Genomic DNA, 17907 nt, shown 5'->3' with positions numbered 1-17907 from the left:
AACAGTAAACGGAACAGCAATACAGAGGAGAAATCACAGTGAGCAGCCTGACCATGATGCCAATGAGCTTGGAGGAGATCGCCCAGGCGGTTCAGGGACGGCTGGTTGCCGGAACTGCGGCGGCGAATACGCCGGTGGCCACCAGCGCATTCACCGATTCACGGCAGATTGTTGAAGGCTCGGTTTTCATAGCGATTGCCGGAGAGCGTGTGGACGGTCACGATTACGTGCCGCACGTGGGCGCTCAAGGTGCCGTTGCTGCGATAGTCGACCATGAGATCGCCGACGCCGATGTGCCTCAGATTGTGGTGGAGGATACGGTGCTGGCCTTGGGGTTGTTGGCCAAACACAATATCGAGCGCCGTCGCGCGCTGGGAACTCCGTTTACGGTGGTCGGCATCACCGGTTCCGTCGGCAAGACCACCACCAAGGATCTTATGAAGGCGTTGCTGTCTCATATGGGATCGACGGTTGCACCGGTCGGATCGTTCAATAACGAAATCGGCCTGCCTCTGACCTCGCTCAAAGTAAATGCCGAAACTCGTTTTCTGGTAGCGGAAATGGGTGCCAACCATGTTGGGGAAATCGCCAATCTGACGTCGCTGGTGCCGCCGGACATCGCGGTTGTGCTGAAAGTCGGCGTCGCGCATTTGGGCGAATTCGGCTCTGCGGAACGCATCGCGCAGGCCAAGTCGGAAATCATTCATGGCCTCGTTCCTGGGGGTCTTTCCGTGTTGAATGCGAACGACGAGCATGTGGCTGCGATGAGCGCCTTCGCTCCGGGCGATGTGATGTGGTTCGGACTTCCGAATGGTGATGGTGGCAATCCTGCGATCACCGCTCAGCATGTGCGTTGCGACGAGTTGGATCATCCGTCTTTCACTCTGAAAAATGGTGATGGCGAGCATGCCGAAGTCACCTTGGGCATCTGCGGTCAGCATAATGTTATGAATGCGCTTGCCGCCGCTTCGGTGGCGATGCGTTTGGGAATGTCGATTGACGAGGTCGCATCGGCATTGTCGGATGTGACGACCATCAGCCCCCATCGTATGGCTGTTTCCACCGTGAACAAGCAGGAAACGTCATTCACGCTGATTGATGATTCATTCAACGCCAATCCTGATTCCATGAAAGCTGGTCTTGACGGATTGCTGCGTTGGAAGGCTGGTTCCGAAAGCCAGCCATTCCGTATTGCGGTGTTGGGCACCATGCTTGAGCTTGGTCCGGATGAAAAGGATTTGCATGTTGGTATTGGCCGGTATGCGTTGGAAGGCGGGGTTGATGCGTTGCTGACGGTTGGCAGTGCATCCGATGCCTCTCTGGATGCTCTGGCAGGTGCCATGGCTGACGGCGCATCCTTGGCGGGAGATGCTTCTCATGTCGATTGGGTCCACGATATCGATGAGGCCGATCGTCTTGTGACTCGACTCGCCGTCGAACATCCAGGTGCCGTGGTGCTGCTTAAAGGTTCCCACGCTTCCGGATTGAGTGCTCTGGCTGAACGTTGGCAGGCCCTGGCCGCACAATAGAATAAAAGCATTTAGCAAGATTTGAATAATCGAATAATCGACGTTATCTGAAGAATGTCTGACTGAAACGGAGAACATCAGGTGATTTCGCTCATCATCGGAATTGTGGTATCGCTGGGTGTGACGATTGTGGGAACCCCGCTGCTGATTCGTTTGGTACACAAGCTTAATTACGGGCAGTACATACGCCAAGATGGTCCGAAGTCCCATCTGGTCAAGCGTGGCACGCCTACGTTGGGTGGCGTGGTCATCAATCTGGCGGTTGTGTTGGGCTGGGGCTCGTCGGCGTTGTATCGCTTCGTCACTAGGGGAGAGGTACCGTCATGGTCGGCACTGCTGGTGCTGTTCGCCATGCTGTCGATGGGTATGCTGGGATTCATCGACGATTTCGCGAAGGTTCGCAAAAAGCAGAGTGAAGGTCTGACAGTCAAAGGTAAATTCATCGGCCAGTTCATTCTTGCCACCATCTATGCGGTACTGGCGTTGATTCTGCCGACGAAATCCGGTTTCCCCAGCGCACAGGCCGGCATGAGCTTCATTGAAAAGCCGTTTTTCAGTTTCGAGTTCGCAGGCAAAGCCGTGGCCATCGTGCTGTTCGTGATTTGGGTGAACTTCCTGATGACCGCATGGACCAATGCCATCAACCTGACCGATGGCCTTGACGGATTGGCCGCTGGTTCTTCGATGGTTGCATTCATGGGATATGCGGTGATTGCTTTTTGGGAGTTCTACCATCTTAAGGGCTCGGGGCATGAAGGCTTCGCCTACGCGGTGTCCGATCCCCTTGACTTGACCATCATCGCGGCCTGTACGGTGATGGCGTGCTTCGGATTCCTGTGGTACAACTCCAATCCGGCATCCATTTTCATGGGAGATACCGGTTCTCTGGCGCTTGGCGGCCTGTTCGCGGCCATGTCCATCGCCACGCATACGGAATTTCTGGCGATTATCCTTGGTGGCCTGTTTGTGATTGAAACTATGAGTGACGTTATTCAGGTTGGCTATTTCAAGATGACACGCAAGCGTGTGTTCAAGATGGCTCCGATCCATCATCACTTCGAATTGAAGGGGTGGCCGGAAGTCAAGGTTGTGATTCGCTTCTGGATGATTGAATTGCTGTTTGTGTTAGTTGCTTTGGTGATTTTCTACGGCGATTGGGTCGCCCGTTCCGGTCTGTGACGGCTGTTGCGTTCCGTTAATATGCCGAACGGCTGCAATACGACTGTGACATGTAAGGAATATCAAGGCATATGAGGTTCCGACAATCGAAGGATGATGGATATGGATATGAGCGGTAAGACCGTGATTGTGGCGGGTCTTGGAGTTTCTGGACAAAGCATGATGGAAGTGTTGGGTTCCCGCGCCGAAAAAGTGCTTGGCGTGGATGAAAAGAAGCCCGATGCTGATTTGCACTCCTTTGATCGCATCGACTGGGATCATGTTGATTTGGTTATGACTTCGCCGGTGTTCAATCCGAGGACTCCGTTTATTCTTGAGGCGCAACGTCGTGGCATTCCTGTGATGAGTGAGGTTGAGCTTGCTTGGCAGCTGCGAGTGAATTGCGATTCTACCGGCGAACCAGCGCAATGGATCGGCATCACCGGCACCAACGGCAAAACCTCCACTACGGAAATGACCTCGGAAATGCTGACGGCTTGCGGTCTGACGGCACCGGCTGTCGGCAACATCGGCAAGGCGGTGTCCCATGCCGCAGTCGATCCGGCAAATGATGTGCTATGCGTTGAGCTGAGTTCCTTCCAGTTGCATTTCACCGATTCGCTGGCTTTGGATTGCGCTGCGATCACCAATATCGCGGATGATCATCTTGACTGGCATGGCGGCATTGATAATTATGCGGCGGATAAGGCAAAGGTTTTCCACCGCGTCAAGAAGGCTTTGGTATACAACGCTGATGACGAGCGTGTGACTAGGCTGGCGTTCGCCGCCGAGACGGCGGAAGGCTGCCGCAAGGTCGGATTCACTCTGTCTGAGCCGCAAGATGGTCAGATTGGTGTGAAGGACGGCTGGATCGTCGATATGTCCGGCATCGCAGGTGGCAAGCCCGGAACGCCGGAACAGGTTGCCGAGGTGTCTGAGTTCACGCATCTGACTGAGCCTGATGGCACGGTGTACCCGCATTTGCTTGCCGACGCGTTGACCGCATTGGCGTTGGTACTGGGGCTTGGCGCAGACAAAGAGAAAGCCATCGCATCTCTGAAACGATTCACGCCAGGCGGGCACCGCATTCAGACCGTCGCCACCGCCACCACGCAAGATGGGGGCAGCATCCGTTTCGTGGATGATTCCAAAGCGACCAATGCGCATGCGGCCAAGGCATCGCTCAACAGTTTTGCAGACAAATCCGTGGTGTGGATCGCTGGAGGATTGGCCAAGGGCAGCCGTTTCGAACGGTTAGTGGCAGAACAGGCGCACACCATCAAAGCCGCGGTCATCATCGGCAAAGATCAGCAGCCTATCTTGGACGCATTCGCAGCGAGTGCTCCCGACATTCCGTTGACCATCATCGATCCGGCAAATAATGATGTCATTATGGAACGGGCTGTCGATGCTGCGGGTGAATATGCCCAATCCGGCGATGTGGTGCTGATGGCACCTGCCTGCGCATCTATGGATCAGTTCAAGTCGTATGCCGATCGTGGAAACCAGTTCGCGCAGCAGGCTCAGCGTTGGGTGAATGAGTATGGGGAAGCCTAGAACCAAGCAGAGTGACGGTACCCGTCAGAAAAGGCAGACCGCTGCTGAAGAACGGGTCGACGATTTTCGTGGTTATGTCGGTCTGCGGAGTCTGCTTAATCCGATTTGGTGTTTTCACGGGTTTAGGGTCTCTGTGATTATCCTCACCATTTTCGGTGTGATCATGGTGTTTTCCAGTTCTTCGGTGAATATGATCGCCAATGGCCAATCTCCGTGGTCGCAAGCGATTAAGCAGGGTGGATTCTGCGTTCTCGGACTTATTGTGGGTGTGGCCTGCATGATGGTTCCGGCGGAGCTTATCAGAAAAGTCAGTTTCGCTTTTCTGTTCGTCGCCCTATGCTTGCAATCGTTGACGTTTACTCCGTTAGGTATTGATGTTCAGGGCAATAAAGGTTGGATCGGCGTTTTTGGATTTACCTTCCAGCCGGCGGAGGTCGTCAAGCTTGCGCTATGCGTATGGCTGCCTCGGGAGCTGATTGACGCGCAGAAGCAGATAAAAAAGGTGGAGCCATTCAAGGCATATCGCAAGTTGATTGTGTGGCTTGGTCTTGCATTGCTGTTGGTTGTGGGTGGCAAGGATCTTGGTACGGCCATGATTCTCCTTGCGATTGCGGGAAGTGCGTTGTTACTGGGAAATTTTCCTGGCAAATGGCTGGCTATTGTGGCATGTGGCGGTGTGGCTTTGGTTGGCGGTCTTGTTATCAGTAGTCCGAATCGACTTGGTCGCATCATGGCTACATATCAGACTTGTTCCACAGCCGATATGCAGGGTGTCTGCTATCAGGCGGTGCATGGCAAATACGCCATGGCTTCCGGAGGCTTGCTGGGTGTTGGGATCGGCAATTCCGGAGAAAAATGGGGATATCTTCCGGAAGCGCACAACGACTTCATTTTCGCCATCATTGGTGAGGAAACGGGTTTCGTTGGCGCTTCGTTGGTGATTCTGCTGTTCCTTGTGCTTGGATGGTGCATGCTGGTGGTGGCCATCCAGGCACATGACAGATATATCACTTTGGTGCTGGCCAATATTACCGTGTGGATCGTCGGACAGGCGTTTGTGAATATTGGTGTCGTGGTGGGGCTGTTCCCTGTGATGGGTGTGCCTTTGCCTTTCGTGTCGGCCGGTGGTTCGTCGTTGATTCTGTGTTTGGGTGCCGCAGGCGTGACCGTCAGCATGATGAAACAGCAGCCGCAGATTCAAGCGGAGATTCAGCGGGCCTGAAAAGCTACTGTTGCCTGCGGGGTGCTGTCGTATGCGGCGGCACTCAAACGTAGATGAAATGTGAGTATCCTTGCGAGCATCGGTATGGCGCATGGTGTGCCGGGACGTCGTGGACTAAGCTCGTACATTATGAGCAATCAGAAGCATATCGTTCTAGCCGGCGGTGGCACGGCAGGTCATGTCAATCCTCTGCTCGCCGTGGCACATGTGATTCGCGAGCTTGAACCGGATGCCGATATCGCGGTGGTGGGCACCGCAGTCGGTTTGGAACACGAGTTGGTTCCGCAAGCGGGCTTCGAGCTGGAAACCATTGAGAAGGTGCCCTTCCCCCGTAGGCCCAATATGGCGGCATTGAAGTTTCCCGCGCAGTGGAAGGCTGAAACGGCTAAGGTCCGGGACATCCTCACCCGTCACGAGGCGCAGGTGGTCGTCGGATTCGGTGGATACACGTCGGCTCCCGTATATGCGGCTGCGCACAAGATGGGCATTCCGATTGCGATGCATGAGCAGAACGCTCGTGCTGGCATGGCCAACAAGCTGGGCGCACGCTGGGCGTCCATGATCGGCACCGCGTACGCGCAAACCGGTTTGAAACCACGCAAGGGTGTTGAAACCGAACGTGTGGGATTGCCGTTGCGTGCTGAAATCGCGGCAATAGCCGAAGGTATGGAACATGACCGTGCCGCCACAAGGCAAACGGCTGCAGCACAGCTGGGAGTCGATCCGAACCGTCCTCTGGTGGTGGTGACCGGAGGATCGTTGGGTGCTGTGAACGTGAACCGTGCGGTGGCGGCTTCCGCCAAGGAATTGCTGGAACATGCGCAGGTGATTCACCTGACGGGAAAAGACAAAGACGATGAGGTGCGTTCGTTGGTGTCGGTGAGTGCTGGAGAGCAGGTGCTTGGTGGGCTTGGGTCAGAACATGTCAACGACGGTGATTATCGAGTCGCGCCTTATCTGGAACGTATCGATCTTGCGTTCGCTTGCGCCGATCTGATTATCTGCCGTTCCGGAGCGGGTACCGTTTCGGAATTGACTGCTTTGGGACTTCCTGCGATTTATGTTCCATTACCGATCGGCAACGGCGAGCAGCGTTTCAACGCTCAGCCGGTTGTCGATGCGGAAGGTGGCCTGATGGTGGCGGACGCTGACTTTACTTCCGAATGGGTCAAACGTCATGTGCCGAATCTGCTAGCCGATTCGGATGCGCTTGCCAGATATGGCGATAACGCTTGGAAATACGGTATTAGAGATGCCGCCGAAGTCATGGCTAGGCGTGTGCTTTCCATGATTGACGAAAGGTAAGCCGTAGCGACGGCAGATGCGCCCGTCGCATTTGAAGTCGCGTTCCGAATCTCACCCATGATTGGCCAAATACGAGACTATGGGTGAGACCATAATGGAACAAGCTAAACATAATATGCAAGAGGAGCAGTCGTGACTGACAACCAGCGTGAAGCCGGTACCATTATTCTTGATCCAACCCATGTGTCATTCAGCCAGCAGGAAGGCGTGAACGATCTGGGAGCCACCCATTTCATCGGCATCGGAGGCGCAGGTATGAGCGTACTTGCCGAGATGCTGCACGAGCAGGGAGTTGAGGTGGATGGCTCAGATCGTGAGCCCAGCGCCAAAACCGATCGTTTGCAGGGGCTTGGTATTGCCGTCGAATTCGGGCAGCGCGAGGAAAATGTCGAAGGCAAACAAACTATCGTTTTTTCCAGCGCCATCAAGCCTGACAATCCGGAAATCGTCGCAGCACATGCGGCGGGCGAACGCATCGTGCACCGCAGCGACATTCTTTCATTGCTGATGAATACGAAACGTGCGGTAACGGTTGCGGGAGCCCATGGCAAAACCACGACCAGTTCCATGCTCGCCCATATTCTCACCCATGCCGGTGAGGGAAATCTGGCTGATCCAAGCTATGCCATTGGTGGATCCATCCAAGGCAAGGACGGCGTGATGCTTGACGGAGGCCATGCAGGCCAAGGCGATGTGCTTGTGGCGGAAGCTGACGAATCCGATGGAAGCTTTGCCAAATATCATCCGGAAATCGCGATTGTCACCAATTCCGAAGCTGATCATCTCGACCATTATGGAACGCAGGAAAACTATCGAGCGGCTTTCGTGGATCATGTTCAGCACGCCGTCAAATCGGTGGTGATGTGCGGCGATGACGAAGGGAATCTGGCTGTGTTGCGCGCTCTTGATGCGTCTGCGGCAGCACATACGGTCGTATATGCGACGCAGGATGAGGCTTCGTTGGGTGATCTGAACGGTGCGGCGTTCGTACATATCGAATCGGAAAGCGAAAGCGCGCAAAGCGGCGCTGAACATTTCACCTTGCATGTGCCTGCGGGACTGCTGGACGGACAGGAACGTATGGTTCCCGTGACGCTCACCGTTCCAGGCATTCACAACGCGCGCAATGCTTCCGCGGCGATTATCGCGGCCGCATTGCTGGGAGTCGACATTGAGAAGGCCGCCGAAGTGACCACGTCGTTCCTTGGCGCAGCCCGTCGCTTCCAAGTGCGCGGCACTGTCAGCCAGGTGACCGTCGTCGACGATTACGCGCATCATCCCACTGAGATTTCGGCTTTACTGGATGCTGCCCGCCGCAAATATCCGCAATCGGCGATTCGTGTGATTTTCCAGCCGCACTTGTTCTCTCGCACCAAGTTCTTCGCGGAAGCATTCGCGGAGGCGTTGGCCAAGGCGGATGATGTGATTGTCACTGGCATTTTCCCCGCACGTGAAAAGCAGGAGGATTATCCGACGGTCGGCCCGGACACCATTGTGGATGAGGCTCTTAAGCTCGACCACACGCCTGCCGAGGATTGGATCCGTGGGGTGGAAGACATGCACACCGCGGCGCAGATGATGGTGATGCGTGCCCATCATGGTGATGTCATCTTCACCGTTGGCGCGGGTGATATCACGCAGATGGACGAGGTGATATTGCACGCGCTTCAGGCTCATCGTTGGGATTGTGAGGGCTGATGGCGCGAAGGGTCGTCAGCTCTGGTACGGGTTCGGATGGTTCTGCAACGACGTCTGAAAAGCATGCGTCGCACGGCAGGACCATTCAAAGCCGGAATCATTCCGACTCTTTGGCTCAGCCTCAGCCGAAGGGTCGTTCCATTGCCGGAGGAACGGGACGCTCGTCTTCCTCCGTGAACCATGCGCAGGCGGAAGCCGAAATGGAGCATGGAGGCAAGAGCAAGACAAGTCGTTCCCGGTCGGGTGACTTCGTGGATGCGCGCAATCTTGCAGGTGAGGATTTCGTTGCGAAGACGTTGGAGGAAACCACTGGCACTTTGGGGGTGGCCACCCGTCCGAAAGTGGTTGATTTCAGCGCGCGGTTGAAAGAACGACGTAAGGCGAATACGCGTGTTGTGGCGATGCGGGCCTTCGTGTCGGCCGCGGTTGCGGCCGTCGTGGTGGCGTTGGCATGGTTGTTTTTCTTCTCGTCGGTGTTTCGTCTTGAACCTGGCAATATTTCCGTTGTCGGGGCCAACGAATGGGTGAGCGAGTCGCAGGTATTGGATATTGCCGGTCAGCAGGCCGGTAAATCGATTCTGCTGGTATCAAATAACGATGTGGAGAAGAAAATCAAGGAGATACCGGGAGTCACTTCCGCGCAATCCAAGAAGCAACTTCCGAACTCCCTTGAAGTGACCATCAAAGCGCAAAAGCCGGCTGCGATGCTTAAAACAGGTGAAGACAGCATGACCGCGGTCGATAGCAAGGCTCGTATATTGAATTCCGTCAGCGGTGCCTCCGTGGATGGAATTCCCGTCATCGAAGTGAAGGATGTCGATACGAGTCTGAGTAACCGCTCTATTAAGGAGGCGCTGAAGATTCTGAGCTCGTTGCCTGAATCGATGCGTAACTCCATTACCAAGGTGACGGCTGAAACTCAGGATTCCATCACCACGGAAATCAATGGGGGGGACCGCGTGATCGTATGGGGTGACTCTTCCGATCTTAAGTTGAAGAAAGCTGTTGTCGACAAGATCATCAACGATCCAAATGTGATCGGAGACAAACACAACGTCGACGTGTCCGCGCCTCTACGGCCGATCATCAAATAGTGGTGAAGACGTGGCTGAAAATAGGTGAATTGCATACGCTGAGTAATCTGGTTTGATATACGAAGAACCCCGGTTGCCTCGTGCAGTGACCGGGGTTCTTCGCGAATAGGAGGAGAAAAAGGAGAAGTTTTATTATTGCGTGCCGTCAGGCGTTTGGATTGGCCTTCATCGCCGGAGCGACGGAAACCGACGGATCGAGACTCGGAATCAGTGTGCACTGCGTGGCGTGGTACAGGTCGGGCTTACCTGGCCAGACGGTGTCGAACGGTAGGAGTCAAGCTTGGTGAATTCCGTGTTCCACGTATCGACGGCCAAGCCGATCTCATCATCCCAGAAATGCCTGTCGTAGGTTGTCAGAGCCTCTTCGAGCAGCTCGTCAGCGCCCGGACGGACGATAAGCTTGGCAGAAGTGGCAGCAAGAATCACGAAAGCGTGAGCGTAACAGACCTTGCCTGCTTCATGATACGTAGGCTTCAGGAGAGTAAGTGCGGGTCATCGATCAAGTCCTTCCTTGACGTCGTCTGCTGTGACGCGATAACTAGGTTGATTTATTAACTACTTAAGCGGTTAATGCAAGCCGACACGCGGAATTTGATGCTGCGATTATATGTGATTTGTGATGGGGCGGGGTGTGTGAGACCAAGCAAGACGAGAAGGGGATTTCCAGCAACATCTTTTAGAATATCCGATACATCGGGGGTAATGTGCGGTAAACTCAGGAATCTTTTGAAAACCGTTGGAAATAAAAGAAAAGCCGCCATTTCTGGCGGCTTTCAATCCGTGGAGATGCGGGGAATTGAACCCCGGTCCGATAACCGAACCCTCAGTCTTCTACGTGCGTAGTCTGCTGGCCGTGCGGCGGTTTTTCTGCCCCCATCGATGTCGCAGACAACTGATGGCGAGCATATCTACAGTAAAAGTCCCTTGCCGGCCCTGTGGCTCAGTCGACAAAGCAAGTCTTCTTAACGACGCTCAACATCCTCCCAAAGACGAGAAGGAGTGAACGGAGCGGCTGCTCACTGGTTAATCCTGGCGCGAAGCTCAGGCAGCGAGAGCGAACTCAGTGCGGTTAGATTTAGCACTTATTCTTTTGTAGGGGGCATCCACGAGCGGACCCTACGTTCTCGGCACGCTTCCCTGCGACGAACAGGTCACCGTCGAAACCGATCATCCCCAATCTTGAATTATCAAACATCCGGTACAAGGCCGGACTTTTCAAGATATCACGGAATGTCAATAATCGCAAATCATATACTGCTTTTCTTGTGCTGTGAGCGAAGTCGGAACATGGGCTTACTGCCTGACCCGAATGTCGAAATAATCCATGACCAATTCGCATAACATCATATTGGCCCAGCTGAACCATGGGCGGGCATAGGAGTCCGAGATTGCACCAGTTGCGGATTGAATATGAGTATGAAAAACGAGGCCATGATGGCAGACATGGCCTCGTTGGTGATGATGAAAGGAAAAACTGGGATTACTTACCGGCTTCGGCGAGATAATCCGGAACGCCTTCCGCCGGGTAGGTCGGCCAGCCGCCTTCCTTGGTGCACACGTAGGCCGCGGTGTTCACGGCGGCACGATGGGCTTCCTTGAGCGGAGCACCGGTCAGCAGCTTGCCGGTGAAGGAGCCGGAGAAGGAATCACCGGCACCGACGGTATCTGCAACCTCGACATGCGGGGTCCGCAGGGTGGAAATCTCGCCATCCTTGGTGGTGATAGTACTGAACGTGGCACCGCCGGTCAGAATGATGTACTCGAGGTTGAAGCGGTCGATGAACCACTTGCATGCCTCTTCGTCATTGCACGCAGGAATGGAGAACATGTCGCGCATCATGATCAGCTCTTCGTCGTTGATCTTGAAGATGTTCGCGTAGCTGAGCAGCTCTTCGATGAGTTCATTGGAGTAGAAGTTGGCGCGCAGGTTGATGTCGAAGAACTTCAGTGCGCCTTCCTTGGTGTGCTTGAGCAGCTCGACGATGGTGTCGTGGGATTCAGGGGAGCGCAGGCCGAGGGTGCCGAAGCAGACGGCGTCGGCCTTGGATACGGCTTCAATGAGCTCGTCGGTGAGCTTGATGTGATCCCATGCCACGTTTTCGACGATGGTGTATTCCGGAATGCCGTTGGTCAGAGCCACGTCAACCGTGCCTGTCGGGTATTCGTTGGTCTGCACCAGCGTGTTGATGCCGGCCTTGTGGGCGTCTGCAAGCAGCTCATTGCCCAGTTCGTCGTTGCCGACCGCGCTGATGGCGAAGCTTTCCGCGCCGTTCTGAGACGCATGATATGCGAAATTGACGGGTGCGCCGCCGGCACGTTTGCCGGTGGGGAGCATATCCCATAGGATTTCGCCGAGAGAGATGACGATTGGCTTGGACATGGTGTTCCTTTCTTTGGTTGTGGCGTGCTATGCGACGTCAAAGAACATCGAAGGATGTTCTAGAAAATTGGTGATGGCCACGGCGGCGGCACCGGTGACGGTGGCATCAGTGGGTAGTGTGGATAAGGTGATTTCGGTATTGCAGCTGACTTCGGGAATGGTGCGTTCTCGAACGACCTGCTTGACTTCGTCAAGTAGCGGCTGCCCGGCTTGGGAAACGATGTCTCCAAGTACGATATGCGTCGGGTTGAATGCGTTGATGATGTTGACTGCGCCGTATCCGATATATCGTGCGATTTCAGAGGTGAGTTCCGCGGTTGCTTCGTCTCCGGCAGCGTTTTTGGCGAATAGCGCGGCACATGCCTGTGCGTGCGTCATGGTTTCGCATCCGGGAACGATATACGGTTGCTTGTTGAGCATTTCGTGGATTGCATTGGCCGAGCAGTAACGTTCGAGACATCCGTAATTGCCGCAGTCGCAGGGTTTGCCATTGACGTCAACGGAGATGTGTCCGATTTCGGTGGCGGTGCCGTGGGCACCGTAATAGATCGTGCCATTGTCGATGATGCCAAGACCGATGCCTTCGCCGAGCAGATAGTAGGCGAGGGATCCTTCGGACAGTTCCGGATTGAACAGGAACTGTGCCAAGGCGCCTGCGCGTGCATCTTGCTCTACAAACACAGGTACGTCGAAGGCTTCGCTGAATTCCTTGATGAAATTGACTTTGCGCCAGCCCTGCATGGAGGAGACGAGTGCGGTATGCCCTTCTTCGATAAGGTATGGTCCGGGGACTGCCATGCCGACTGCCACGATTTTCTCGTCTTTGGCGATGAGGTGACGAATGGTGTTGTGGATCTGTTTGACTGTCTCGTTGATGTTTTCTTCGCTGACGGTCGGAAGATCGGTAAGCGAAATACGGTTGCATTTAAGATCGAACAGACCGATTTGCACCAAACTGCGTGCGAATTTCAAGCCAATCACATGGTATTTTCCGCAGTTGAGATTCAACCCGATGGAACGACGATTCTTATCGCCTTCCATGTCGCCAGTTTCTTCGATGATGTTCTGTGCGAGCAGTTTTGCCGTGATTTTGGTGATTGCCGCAGGAGTCAATCCGACTGCCTTTGCGATTTGCGCACGTGAGCAGATGCCGTTGTGATACAGGTATTGCAAGATGCGGGATCGATTATTCTCGGAAATCGATGATTGCTGAGCACTGTAATTACTCATAACACCTCCTTGCGCCAGTGCACGGACCATTCGTTGAACCTGTTGATATATTAACGTAGTTAATTACTTGGCGCAAGTTCTGTCTTTCGGCGTGTCATAAAGGATGTCGATTGATCGTGCATAAAAAGTACTCGTCTGTGTCGGAAGCGAGCGACTATGTGGGAGATCTGCTCGAAATGGTATATATGAACCGTTTCCCGCATGAGCTTTCTGGCGGTCAGCGTGCCTCCTTGGCACGAGCGTTGGTTCTTAAGCCGAGCCTGCTTATCGCTGACGAGCCGAATTCTGCATTGGATGTGCCGGTACAGGCGAAGGTGTTGGAGCTGTTCAAGAAACTGCAGGCGGAAATAGGTTTCGCATGCCTGTTCATCACCCATGATCTTGCCGTGGTCGATATGCTGGCCGATTGCATTATGGTGATGCATAAGGGTGAGATTGTGGAACATGGTGATGCCGATCAGGTTATGAATAACCCGCAGAATCCCTACACGCAGAAGTTGTTGGCATCGCTGCCGGTGCCTGATCCGCGTGAACAGCGAGAACATTGCGCTCAGCTGCACGAGTTGCTCGCCAAAGGAATTTGATGCCGGAGTGAGTTTCGCGGCTTCCTGACATACACAAGAGCTGGTGCGACGATCATGAACCGTCACACCAGCTCTTGTGTATATATTCAATTGTGACTGTGTTCAGCGAATCGTACCGTTGAAGGAGAATTGCGCGTGTGCGTCGCCGTTCGCCTTGTTCTTGATGTACTCACGCACGTAGCCCATGCGTTCCACTGTGGTGTCGGCCAGGGGCTGAGGCAGATCGTCGGGGGAGAACCAGCCTACGTTGAGGCTCTCCTCGTCACCTACGAACGGTTCGGTATTGCCATTTGGATCCGGCCTGCATATAAACAGGTGATCCATATACATGGTGTTGTCGCCATTCGCATACGTAAGCACCCTATGGGAGGACTTCACCGACACCAAATCGGTGACGATGACATCCACGCCAGTCTCTTCTTTGACTTCACGTGCCACCGTGTCGGCAGGCTCTTCGCCGGGCTCATTAATGCCATACACCATGGCCCATTCGCCGGTATCGGAACGCTTGCCAAGAAGTACACGACCCCGCTCGTCTTCGACATAGCCGGAGACGCCCATCAGCCACAGGAGATCGTGACCGACTTTCTTGCGTAACTCGAGAATGAATTCAGGCGTTGGCATATCAGGCCTTTGCACCTTCGGCAGCCATGCTGGCCATCCACTCTTCGACCTCATCGATCTGCTTTGGAATGCCGGCGGAAATCCATTCCGGACCATCCTCAGTCATCAGCACATCATCTTCAACGCGAATGCCGATGCCGCGATACTCCGGTGGAATCAACAGATCATCCTCACGGAAATACAGACCCGGTTCAATCGTGAAAATCATGCCTGGACGAATTGCAGCGCCCTGATACGACTCATAACGTGCCTGAGCGCAATCATGCACATCCAAACCAAGATGATGGGCCACACCACAGGCGAGCCAACGTCGATGCTGTTGTCCTTCCGGAGAAAGCGACTCCTCGACATCGACCGGAAGAATGCCCCATTCGTGCAGGCGTTCAGCGATCACACGCATGCACGCATGATGAATGTCGGAATACGTGGCACCCGGCTTGGCAGCCTCAAAACCAGCCTGCTGGGAGTCCAAAACCGCCTGATACAACTTTTTTTGGAAATCAGTGAACTTACCGTTGGTTGGGAACGTGCGCGTGATGTCGGCCGTATACAGGCTATTGACTTCCACACCGGCATCAATCAGCAGCAGATCGCCGGACTCCACGGTACCGGTGTTACGCATCCAATGCAGAATCGGCGCATGAGCGCCGGAAGCGATGATCGTATCGTAGCCGACCTCATTGCCTTCCTCACGGGAAATGGCATTGAACGCGCCTTCCAACATACGTTCCGAACGAGGCTTGTCGAGCGACGACGGCAGCTTGCGCAGAATATTGTCGAAACCATGCTTGGTTGCGGCAACGGCCTTGCGCATTTCACGAATCTCATATTCGTCCTTGCACATGCGAGCCTCGGCGGCAAACTCATGAAGCTTGTCATCGGCATCGGTATTGTCATCCGGATCGGCGAAACCGTTCGCCTCGCGAATGTCCTCCACCATTTCGGTGATCTGCGGATCAGCCTCGCGAATCACACGCACACGCACGGCACCAGCTTCAGAGCCGACATCCTTGCTCAATGCGTCAGACAGCTGTGCAATGTCATTGGTCTCAATACCGGTCATTGCAGTCATCTCCTGCAAGCCGGCACGAGGTCCAACCCAATACTCTCCATAATGGGCATTCATGAAAAAGTCCTGCGTGTAGTGGTTCGCACGCGGAGCCACAAACAATTCCGGCACATGCGTCTTGCCGGCCGCAGCCTCCGGAGAATCAGGATCAACTGGATTCAACACCAGCACTGCACCGGCCTCGTAGTCTTCACCCAAACCGGTGTAATACGAAAACGTCGTATCCGGACGGAACGCATAGTCGCAGTCATTGTTGCGCACCTTCGGCTGACCGGCCGGAATCACAATACGATCTCCAGGAAAAGCCTTGCCCAGCGTGTCAAGACGAGCCTGAATGTAATGGGAAGACTCCAACGGTTCAATAGCCGGCTCATTATCATCCCAACCGGTGGTCATGAACTCCTTGAACGCCTCGGAACGCGGGCGCAGCGAACGATTGTTCACACGGTCGCTCATCGCCTGATCAGGGCCGGGGGCGCTGGACTGCTCCATGGCTTCATACTCCTTGTCTTTAGCGGTAATGACTTCGTTCATCACATCTCCTGAATATGGTTATCCATGCTTACGCAATTACCGCAAACCATCCTATAACTTTTTGCGCCGCGCAACGTTCATGCAAGCACATAGAATAAGGGAGATTGAGTGAGCAATCCCAAGGTAGGGGAGGAATCCGAAAGAATATGTCATTCGAACATCCGAATCGCAACAATGAAAGCATGATCGACGTCGAACGCGACATCATGAGCCGCCCATCAGAGCGCAATACCACCAATCTTGACCTGCAACGCATGAAGATGATCCTCGACATCATGGGACATCCCGAGCAGTCGTTCCGTGTGATTCACATCACCGGAACCAACGGCAAAGGGTCTACCGCGCGCATGACCGAGGCGATCTGCCGCGCCTACGGCATGCGAACCGGTTTGTACACGTCACCGCATCTTGAACATGTCAACGAGCGCATCGCCATCGACGGACAGCAGCTTTCCGACGATGATTTCGTTGATACCTGGGATCAAATCAAAGACCTTGTAGCCATGGTCGACATGAAGATGGGAGAACTCGACAAGCCAAAAATGAGCTTCTTCGAAGTGCTTACCGCCATGGCCATCTGGAAGTTCGCCGACGCTCCGGTCGATGTGGCCATCGTTGAAGTCGGTATGGGCGGCCGCTGGGACGCCACCAACGTGCTCGATGCCGATGCGGCCATTATCGGACCGATCGACATGGACCATATGGCATGGCTTGGCAATACCGTGGAACAGATCGCATCCGAAAAAGTCGGCATTATCAAGCCGGGCTGCACCGCGGTTATTGGGCGTCAACCGCATGAAGAGGCCGTCATGCCGATTATCGAGGAAGCGGCGGCGGAAAACCATGCCAATCTGGTGCGAGACGGCATCGAAGCGGAAGTCGTGACCCGCATTCCGGCAGTCGGCGGTCAGGTTGTGACCCTGCGTACGCCGAATGGCACGTACGCAGAAGTGCCGGTCGCCAAATTCGGCGAACATCAGGCGCATAATGCGCTCGCGGCCCTGTGCGCGGCGGAAGTGGTGATTCCCGTCAACGGTGCGCTTGACGGTGATCTTGTGGCTGAGTCGTTGAGCACGGTGAGGATTCCAGGCCGCATCGAGCAGATTCGTACATCGCCAACGATCATTCTGGATGGCGGGCATAATGTGAATGCGGCAGAATCGTTGCGTGCCGCGATTGAGGAAAATTACGATTTCCAGCAGCTCGTCGGCGTGATCGCCATGATGGGAGACAAGCAGGTCGAAGAGTATTTGGGCGTGCTCGAACCATTACTGAGCCATGTGATTGTCACTGAAAACTCGTGGCGTGATCGTGTGATGCCCGCGGAAGACCTGAAAACGGTTGCTGAACGCGTGTTTGGTGCGGAAAGGGTTACGTGTGTTCCTGAGCTGCCGGATGCCATTCAGGAGGCTGTTAATATGGTTGACGCCGATGATGAGCTTGGTGTTGGCTATGGTCACGGCGTGCTGATTTGCGGTAGCTTCACCACGGCTGGCGATGCACGTCTCATGCTGGAAGAGAAAGTCAATCCCGATTTGAAGAAGCCGAAGTCGGAACGTGTCTTCCAGACGGCTGTTGAGCCGGAACCGCGTAAGGATCAGGACGAGGCGGATCTCGATTTCGAATCTGACGCCAATCCTGATTTCGATATCAACGATTTCGGCAGTGTCGGTCCAGATCTTGCTGAAGATGAAGATACTGATGGTTCCGAAGAAGATGCTTCCGAAGTTGAGCATGCGGATGCTGCATCTTCTGAAGATGTGCAGTAATCGCATAATGCATGGCGATGATGGATTGTCGGTTGTTGTCGACGATCCATCGATACAACAACTTGTAATGCAATACAAAGGAGTATGTAGCGATATCGATTCGCTGCATACTCCTTTGCACGATATTTTGCGCTATCCGTCGTGAGGCGCGATT

At 54.4% G+C, this 17907-nt stretch carries 12 protein-coding genes, 1 other RNA gene and 2 pseudogenes; 9 read left to right on the top strand and 6 right to left on the bottom strand.

Annotated elements, in window-relative coordinates:
- Window positions 1-53 precede the first annotated feature (53 nt).
- The 7 genes from BBCT_RS06115 to BBCT_RS06085 all read left to right on the top strand — a co-directional run bounded on the left by BBCT_RS06115 (window position 54) and on the right by BBCT_RS06085 (window position 9563).
- Entirely contained in the window at window positions 54-1529 is a 1476-nt protein-coding gene (locus tag BBCT_RS06115; RefSeq protein ID WP_003834339.1) for a UDP-N-acetylmuramoyl-tripeptide--D-alanyl-D-alanine ligase, read from the top strand.
- Between the two features lie 81 nt (window positions 1530-1610).
- Window positions 1611-2708 (top strand): phospho-N-acetylmuramoyl-pentapeptide-transferase, encoded by a 1098-nt coding sequence (mraY, locus tag BBCT_RS06110; protein ID WP_003834340.1) that lies wholly within the window; start codon window positions 1611-1613, stop codon window positions 2706-2708.
- 96 nt (window positions 2709-2804) lie between these two features.
- Entirely contained in the window at window positions 2805-4244 is a 1440-nt protein-coding gene (gene murD / locus BBCT_RS06105; protein ID WP_172620120.1) for a UDP-N-acetylmuramoyl-L-alanine--D-glutamate ligase, read from the top strand.
- A complete protein-coding gene (locus BBCT_RS06100) occupies window positions 4231-5466 on the top strand; it encodes a peptidoglycan glycosyltransferase FtsW (RefSeq protein ID WP_003834342.1) in 1236 nt (411 codons plus the stop codon). Before murD ends, BBCT_RS06100 begins: the two co-directional genes overlap by 14 nt.
- A gap of 129 nt (window positions 5467-5595) precedes the next feature.
- The gene (locus BBCT_RS06095) at window positions 5596-6771 is read left to right on the top strand and encodes a UDP-N-acetylglucosamine--N-acetylmuramyl-(pentapeptide) pyrophosphoryl-undecaprenol N-acetylglucosamine transferase (RefSeq protein WP_003834343.1); all 1176 of its coding nucleotides are present in this window, start codon (window positions 5596-5598) and stop codon (window positions 6769-6771) included.
- 132 nt (window positions 6772-6903) lie between these two features.
- Entirely contained in the window at window positions 6904-8469 is a 1566-nt protein-coding gene (gene murC, locus BBCT_RS06090; RefSeq protein WP_003834344.1) for a UDP-N-acetylmuramate--L-alanine ligase, read from the top strand.
- Complete coding sequence (locus BBCT_RS06085) at window positions 8469-9563, top strand: cell division protein FtsQ/DivIB (RefSeq protein WP_034248523.1); 1095 nt, start codon at window positions 8469-8471, stop codon at window positions 9561-9563. Before murC ends, BBCT_RS06085 begins: the two co-directional genes overlap by 1 nt.
- Window positions 9564-9827: 264 nt before the next feature.
- On the opposite strand, the pseudogene BBCT_RS06080 reads toward BBCT_RS06085, so the two are convergent.
- From BBCT_RS06080 to BBCT_RS06070, 4 genes and pseudogenes are all read right to left on the bottom strand, one after another.
- A pseudogene (locus BBCT_RS06080) lies at window positions 9828-10025 on the bottom strand (AGE family epimerase/isomerase); the annotation flags it as partial.
- 316 nt (window positions 10026-10341) lie between these two features.
- Window positions 10342-10738, bottom strand: a transfer-messenger RNA (tmRNA) gene (gene ssrA, locus BBCT_RS08710).
- 305 nt (window positions 10739-11043) lie between these two features.
- Window positions 11044-11943, bottom strand: a complete 900-nt coding sequence (locus tag BBCT_RS06075; RefSeq protein ID WP_003834347.1) for a carbohydrate kinase family protein — start codon at window positions 11941-11943, stop codon at window positions 11044-11046.
- Between the two features lie 27 nt (window positions 11944-11970).
- Window positions 11971-13173: an ROK family transcriptional regulator gene (locus tag BBCT_RS06070; RefSeq protein ID WP_033512471.1), complete on the bottom strand. Its 1203-nt coding sequence runs from the start codon at window positions 13171-13173 to the stop codon at window positions 11971-11973.
- A gap of 110 nt (window positions 13174-13283) precedes the next feature.
- On the opposite strand from BBCT_RS06070, the pseudogene BBCT_RS06065 reads away from it, so the two are divergent.
- Window positions 13284-13757: pseudogene (locus BBCT_RS06065) on the top strand (ABC transporter ATP-binding protein); the annotation flags it as partial.
- Between the two features lie 102 nt (window positions 13758-13859).
- On the opposite strand, the gene BBCT_RS06060 reads toward BBCT_RS06065, so the two are convergent.
- Window positions 13860-14381, bottom strand: coding sequence for an NUDIX hydrolase (locus BBCT_RS06060; protein WP_003834350.1), 522 nt, complete (start codon window positions 14379-14381; stop codon window positions 13860-13862).
- Between the two features lies 1 nt (window position 14382).
- Window positions 14383-15984, bottom strand: coding sequence for an aminopeptidase P family protein (locus tag BBCT_RS06055; protein WP_003834351.1), 1602 nt, complete (start codon window positions 15982-15984; stop codon window positions 14383-14385).
- Between the two features lie 182 nt (window positions 15985-16166).
- On the opposite strand from BBCT_RS06055, the gene BBCT_RS06050 reads away from it, so the two are divergent.
- Window positions 16167-17753: a bifunctional folylpolyglutamate synthase/dihydrofolate synthase gene (locus BBCT_RS06050; RefSeq protein WP_003834352.1), complete on the top strand. Its 1587-nt coding sequence runs from the start codon at window positions 16167-16169 to the stop codon at window positions 17751-17753.
- The last annotated feature ends 154 nt before the right edge of the window (window positions 17754-17907 follow it).

The organism is Bifidobacterium catenulatum DSM 16992 = JCM 1194 = LMG 11043, assembly GCF_001025195.1.
GTDB classification, from domain to species: Bacteria; Actinomycetota; Actinomycetes; order Actinomycetales; family Bifidobacteriaceae; genus Bifidobacterium; species Bifidobacterium catenulatum.
The sequence above is the reverse complement of the archived record's forward strand: the minus strand, read 5'-3'. Positions and strand labels throughout refer to the sequence as shown.

Coding starts and splice junctions, on each gene's coding strand:
- BBCT_RS06095 (WP_003834343.1), top strand. CDS start 5,596: ATGAGCAATCAGAAGCATATCGTTCTAGCCGGCGGTGGCACGGCAGGT.
- BBCT_RS06085 (WP_034248523.1), top strand. CDS start 8,469: ATGGCGCGAAGGGTCGTCAGCTCTGGTACGGGTTCGGATGGTTCTGCA.
- murD (WP_172620120.1), top strand. CDS start 2,805: ATGGATATGGATATGAGCGGTAAGACCGTGATTGTGGCGGGTCTTGGA.
- BBCT_RS06100 (WP_003834342.1), top strand. CDS start 4,231: ATGGGGAAGCCTAGAACCAAGCAGAGTGACGGTACCCGTCAGAAAAGG.
- BBCT_RS06050 (WP_003834352.1), top strand. CDS start 16,167: ATGATCGACGTCGAACGCGACATCATGAGCCGCCCATCAGAGCGCAAT.
- BBCT_RS06055 (WP_003834351.1), bottom strand. CDS start 15,984: ATGAACGAAGTCATTACCGCTAAAGACAAGGAGTATGAAGCCATGGAG.
- BBCT_RS06075 (WP_003834347.1), bottom strand. CDS start 11,943: ATGTCCAAGCCAATCGTCATCTCTCTCGGCGAAATCCTATGGGATATG.
- BBCT_RS06060 (WP_003834350.1), bottom strand. CDS start 14,381: ATGCCAACGCCTGAATTCATTCTCGAGTTACGCAAGAAAGTCGGTCAC.
- BBCT_RS06070 (WP_033512471.1), bottom strand. CDS start 13,173: ATGAGTAATTACAGTGCTCAGCAATCATCGATTTCCGAGAATAATCGA.
- BBCT_RS06115 (WP_003834339.1), top strand. CDS start 54: ATGATGCCAATGAGCTTGGAGGAGATCGCCCAGGCGGTTCAGGGACGG.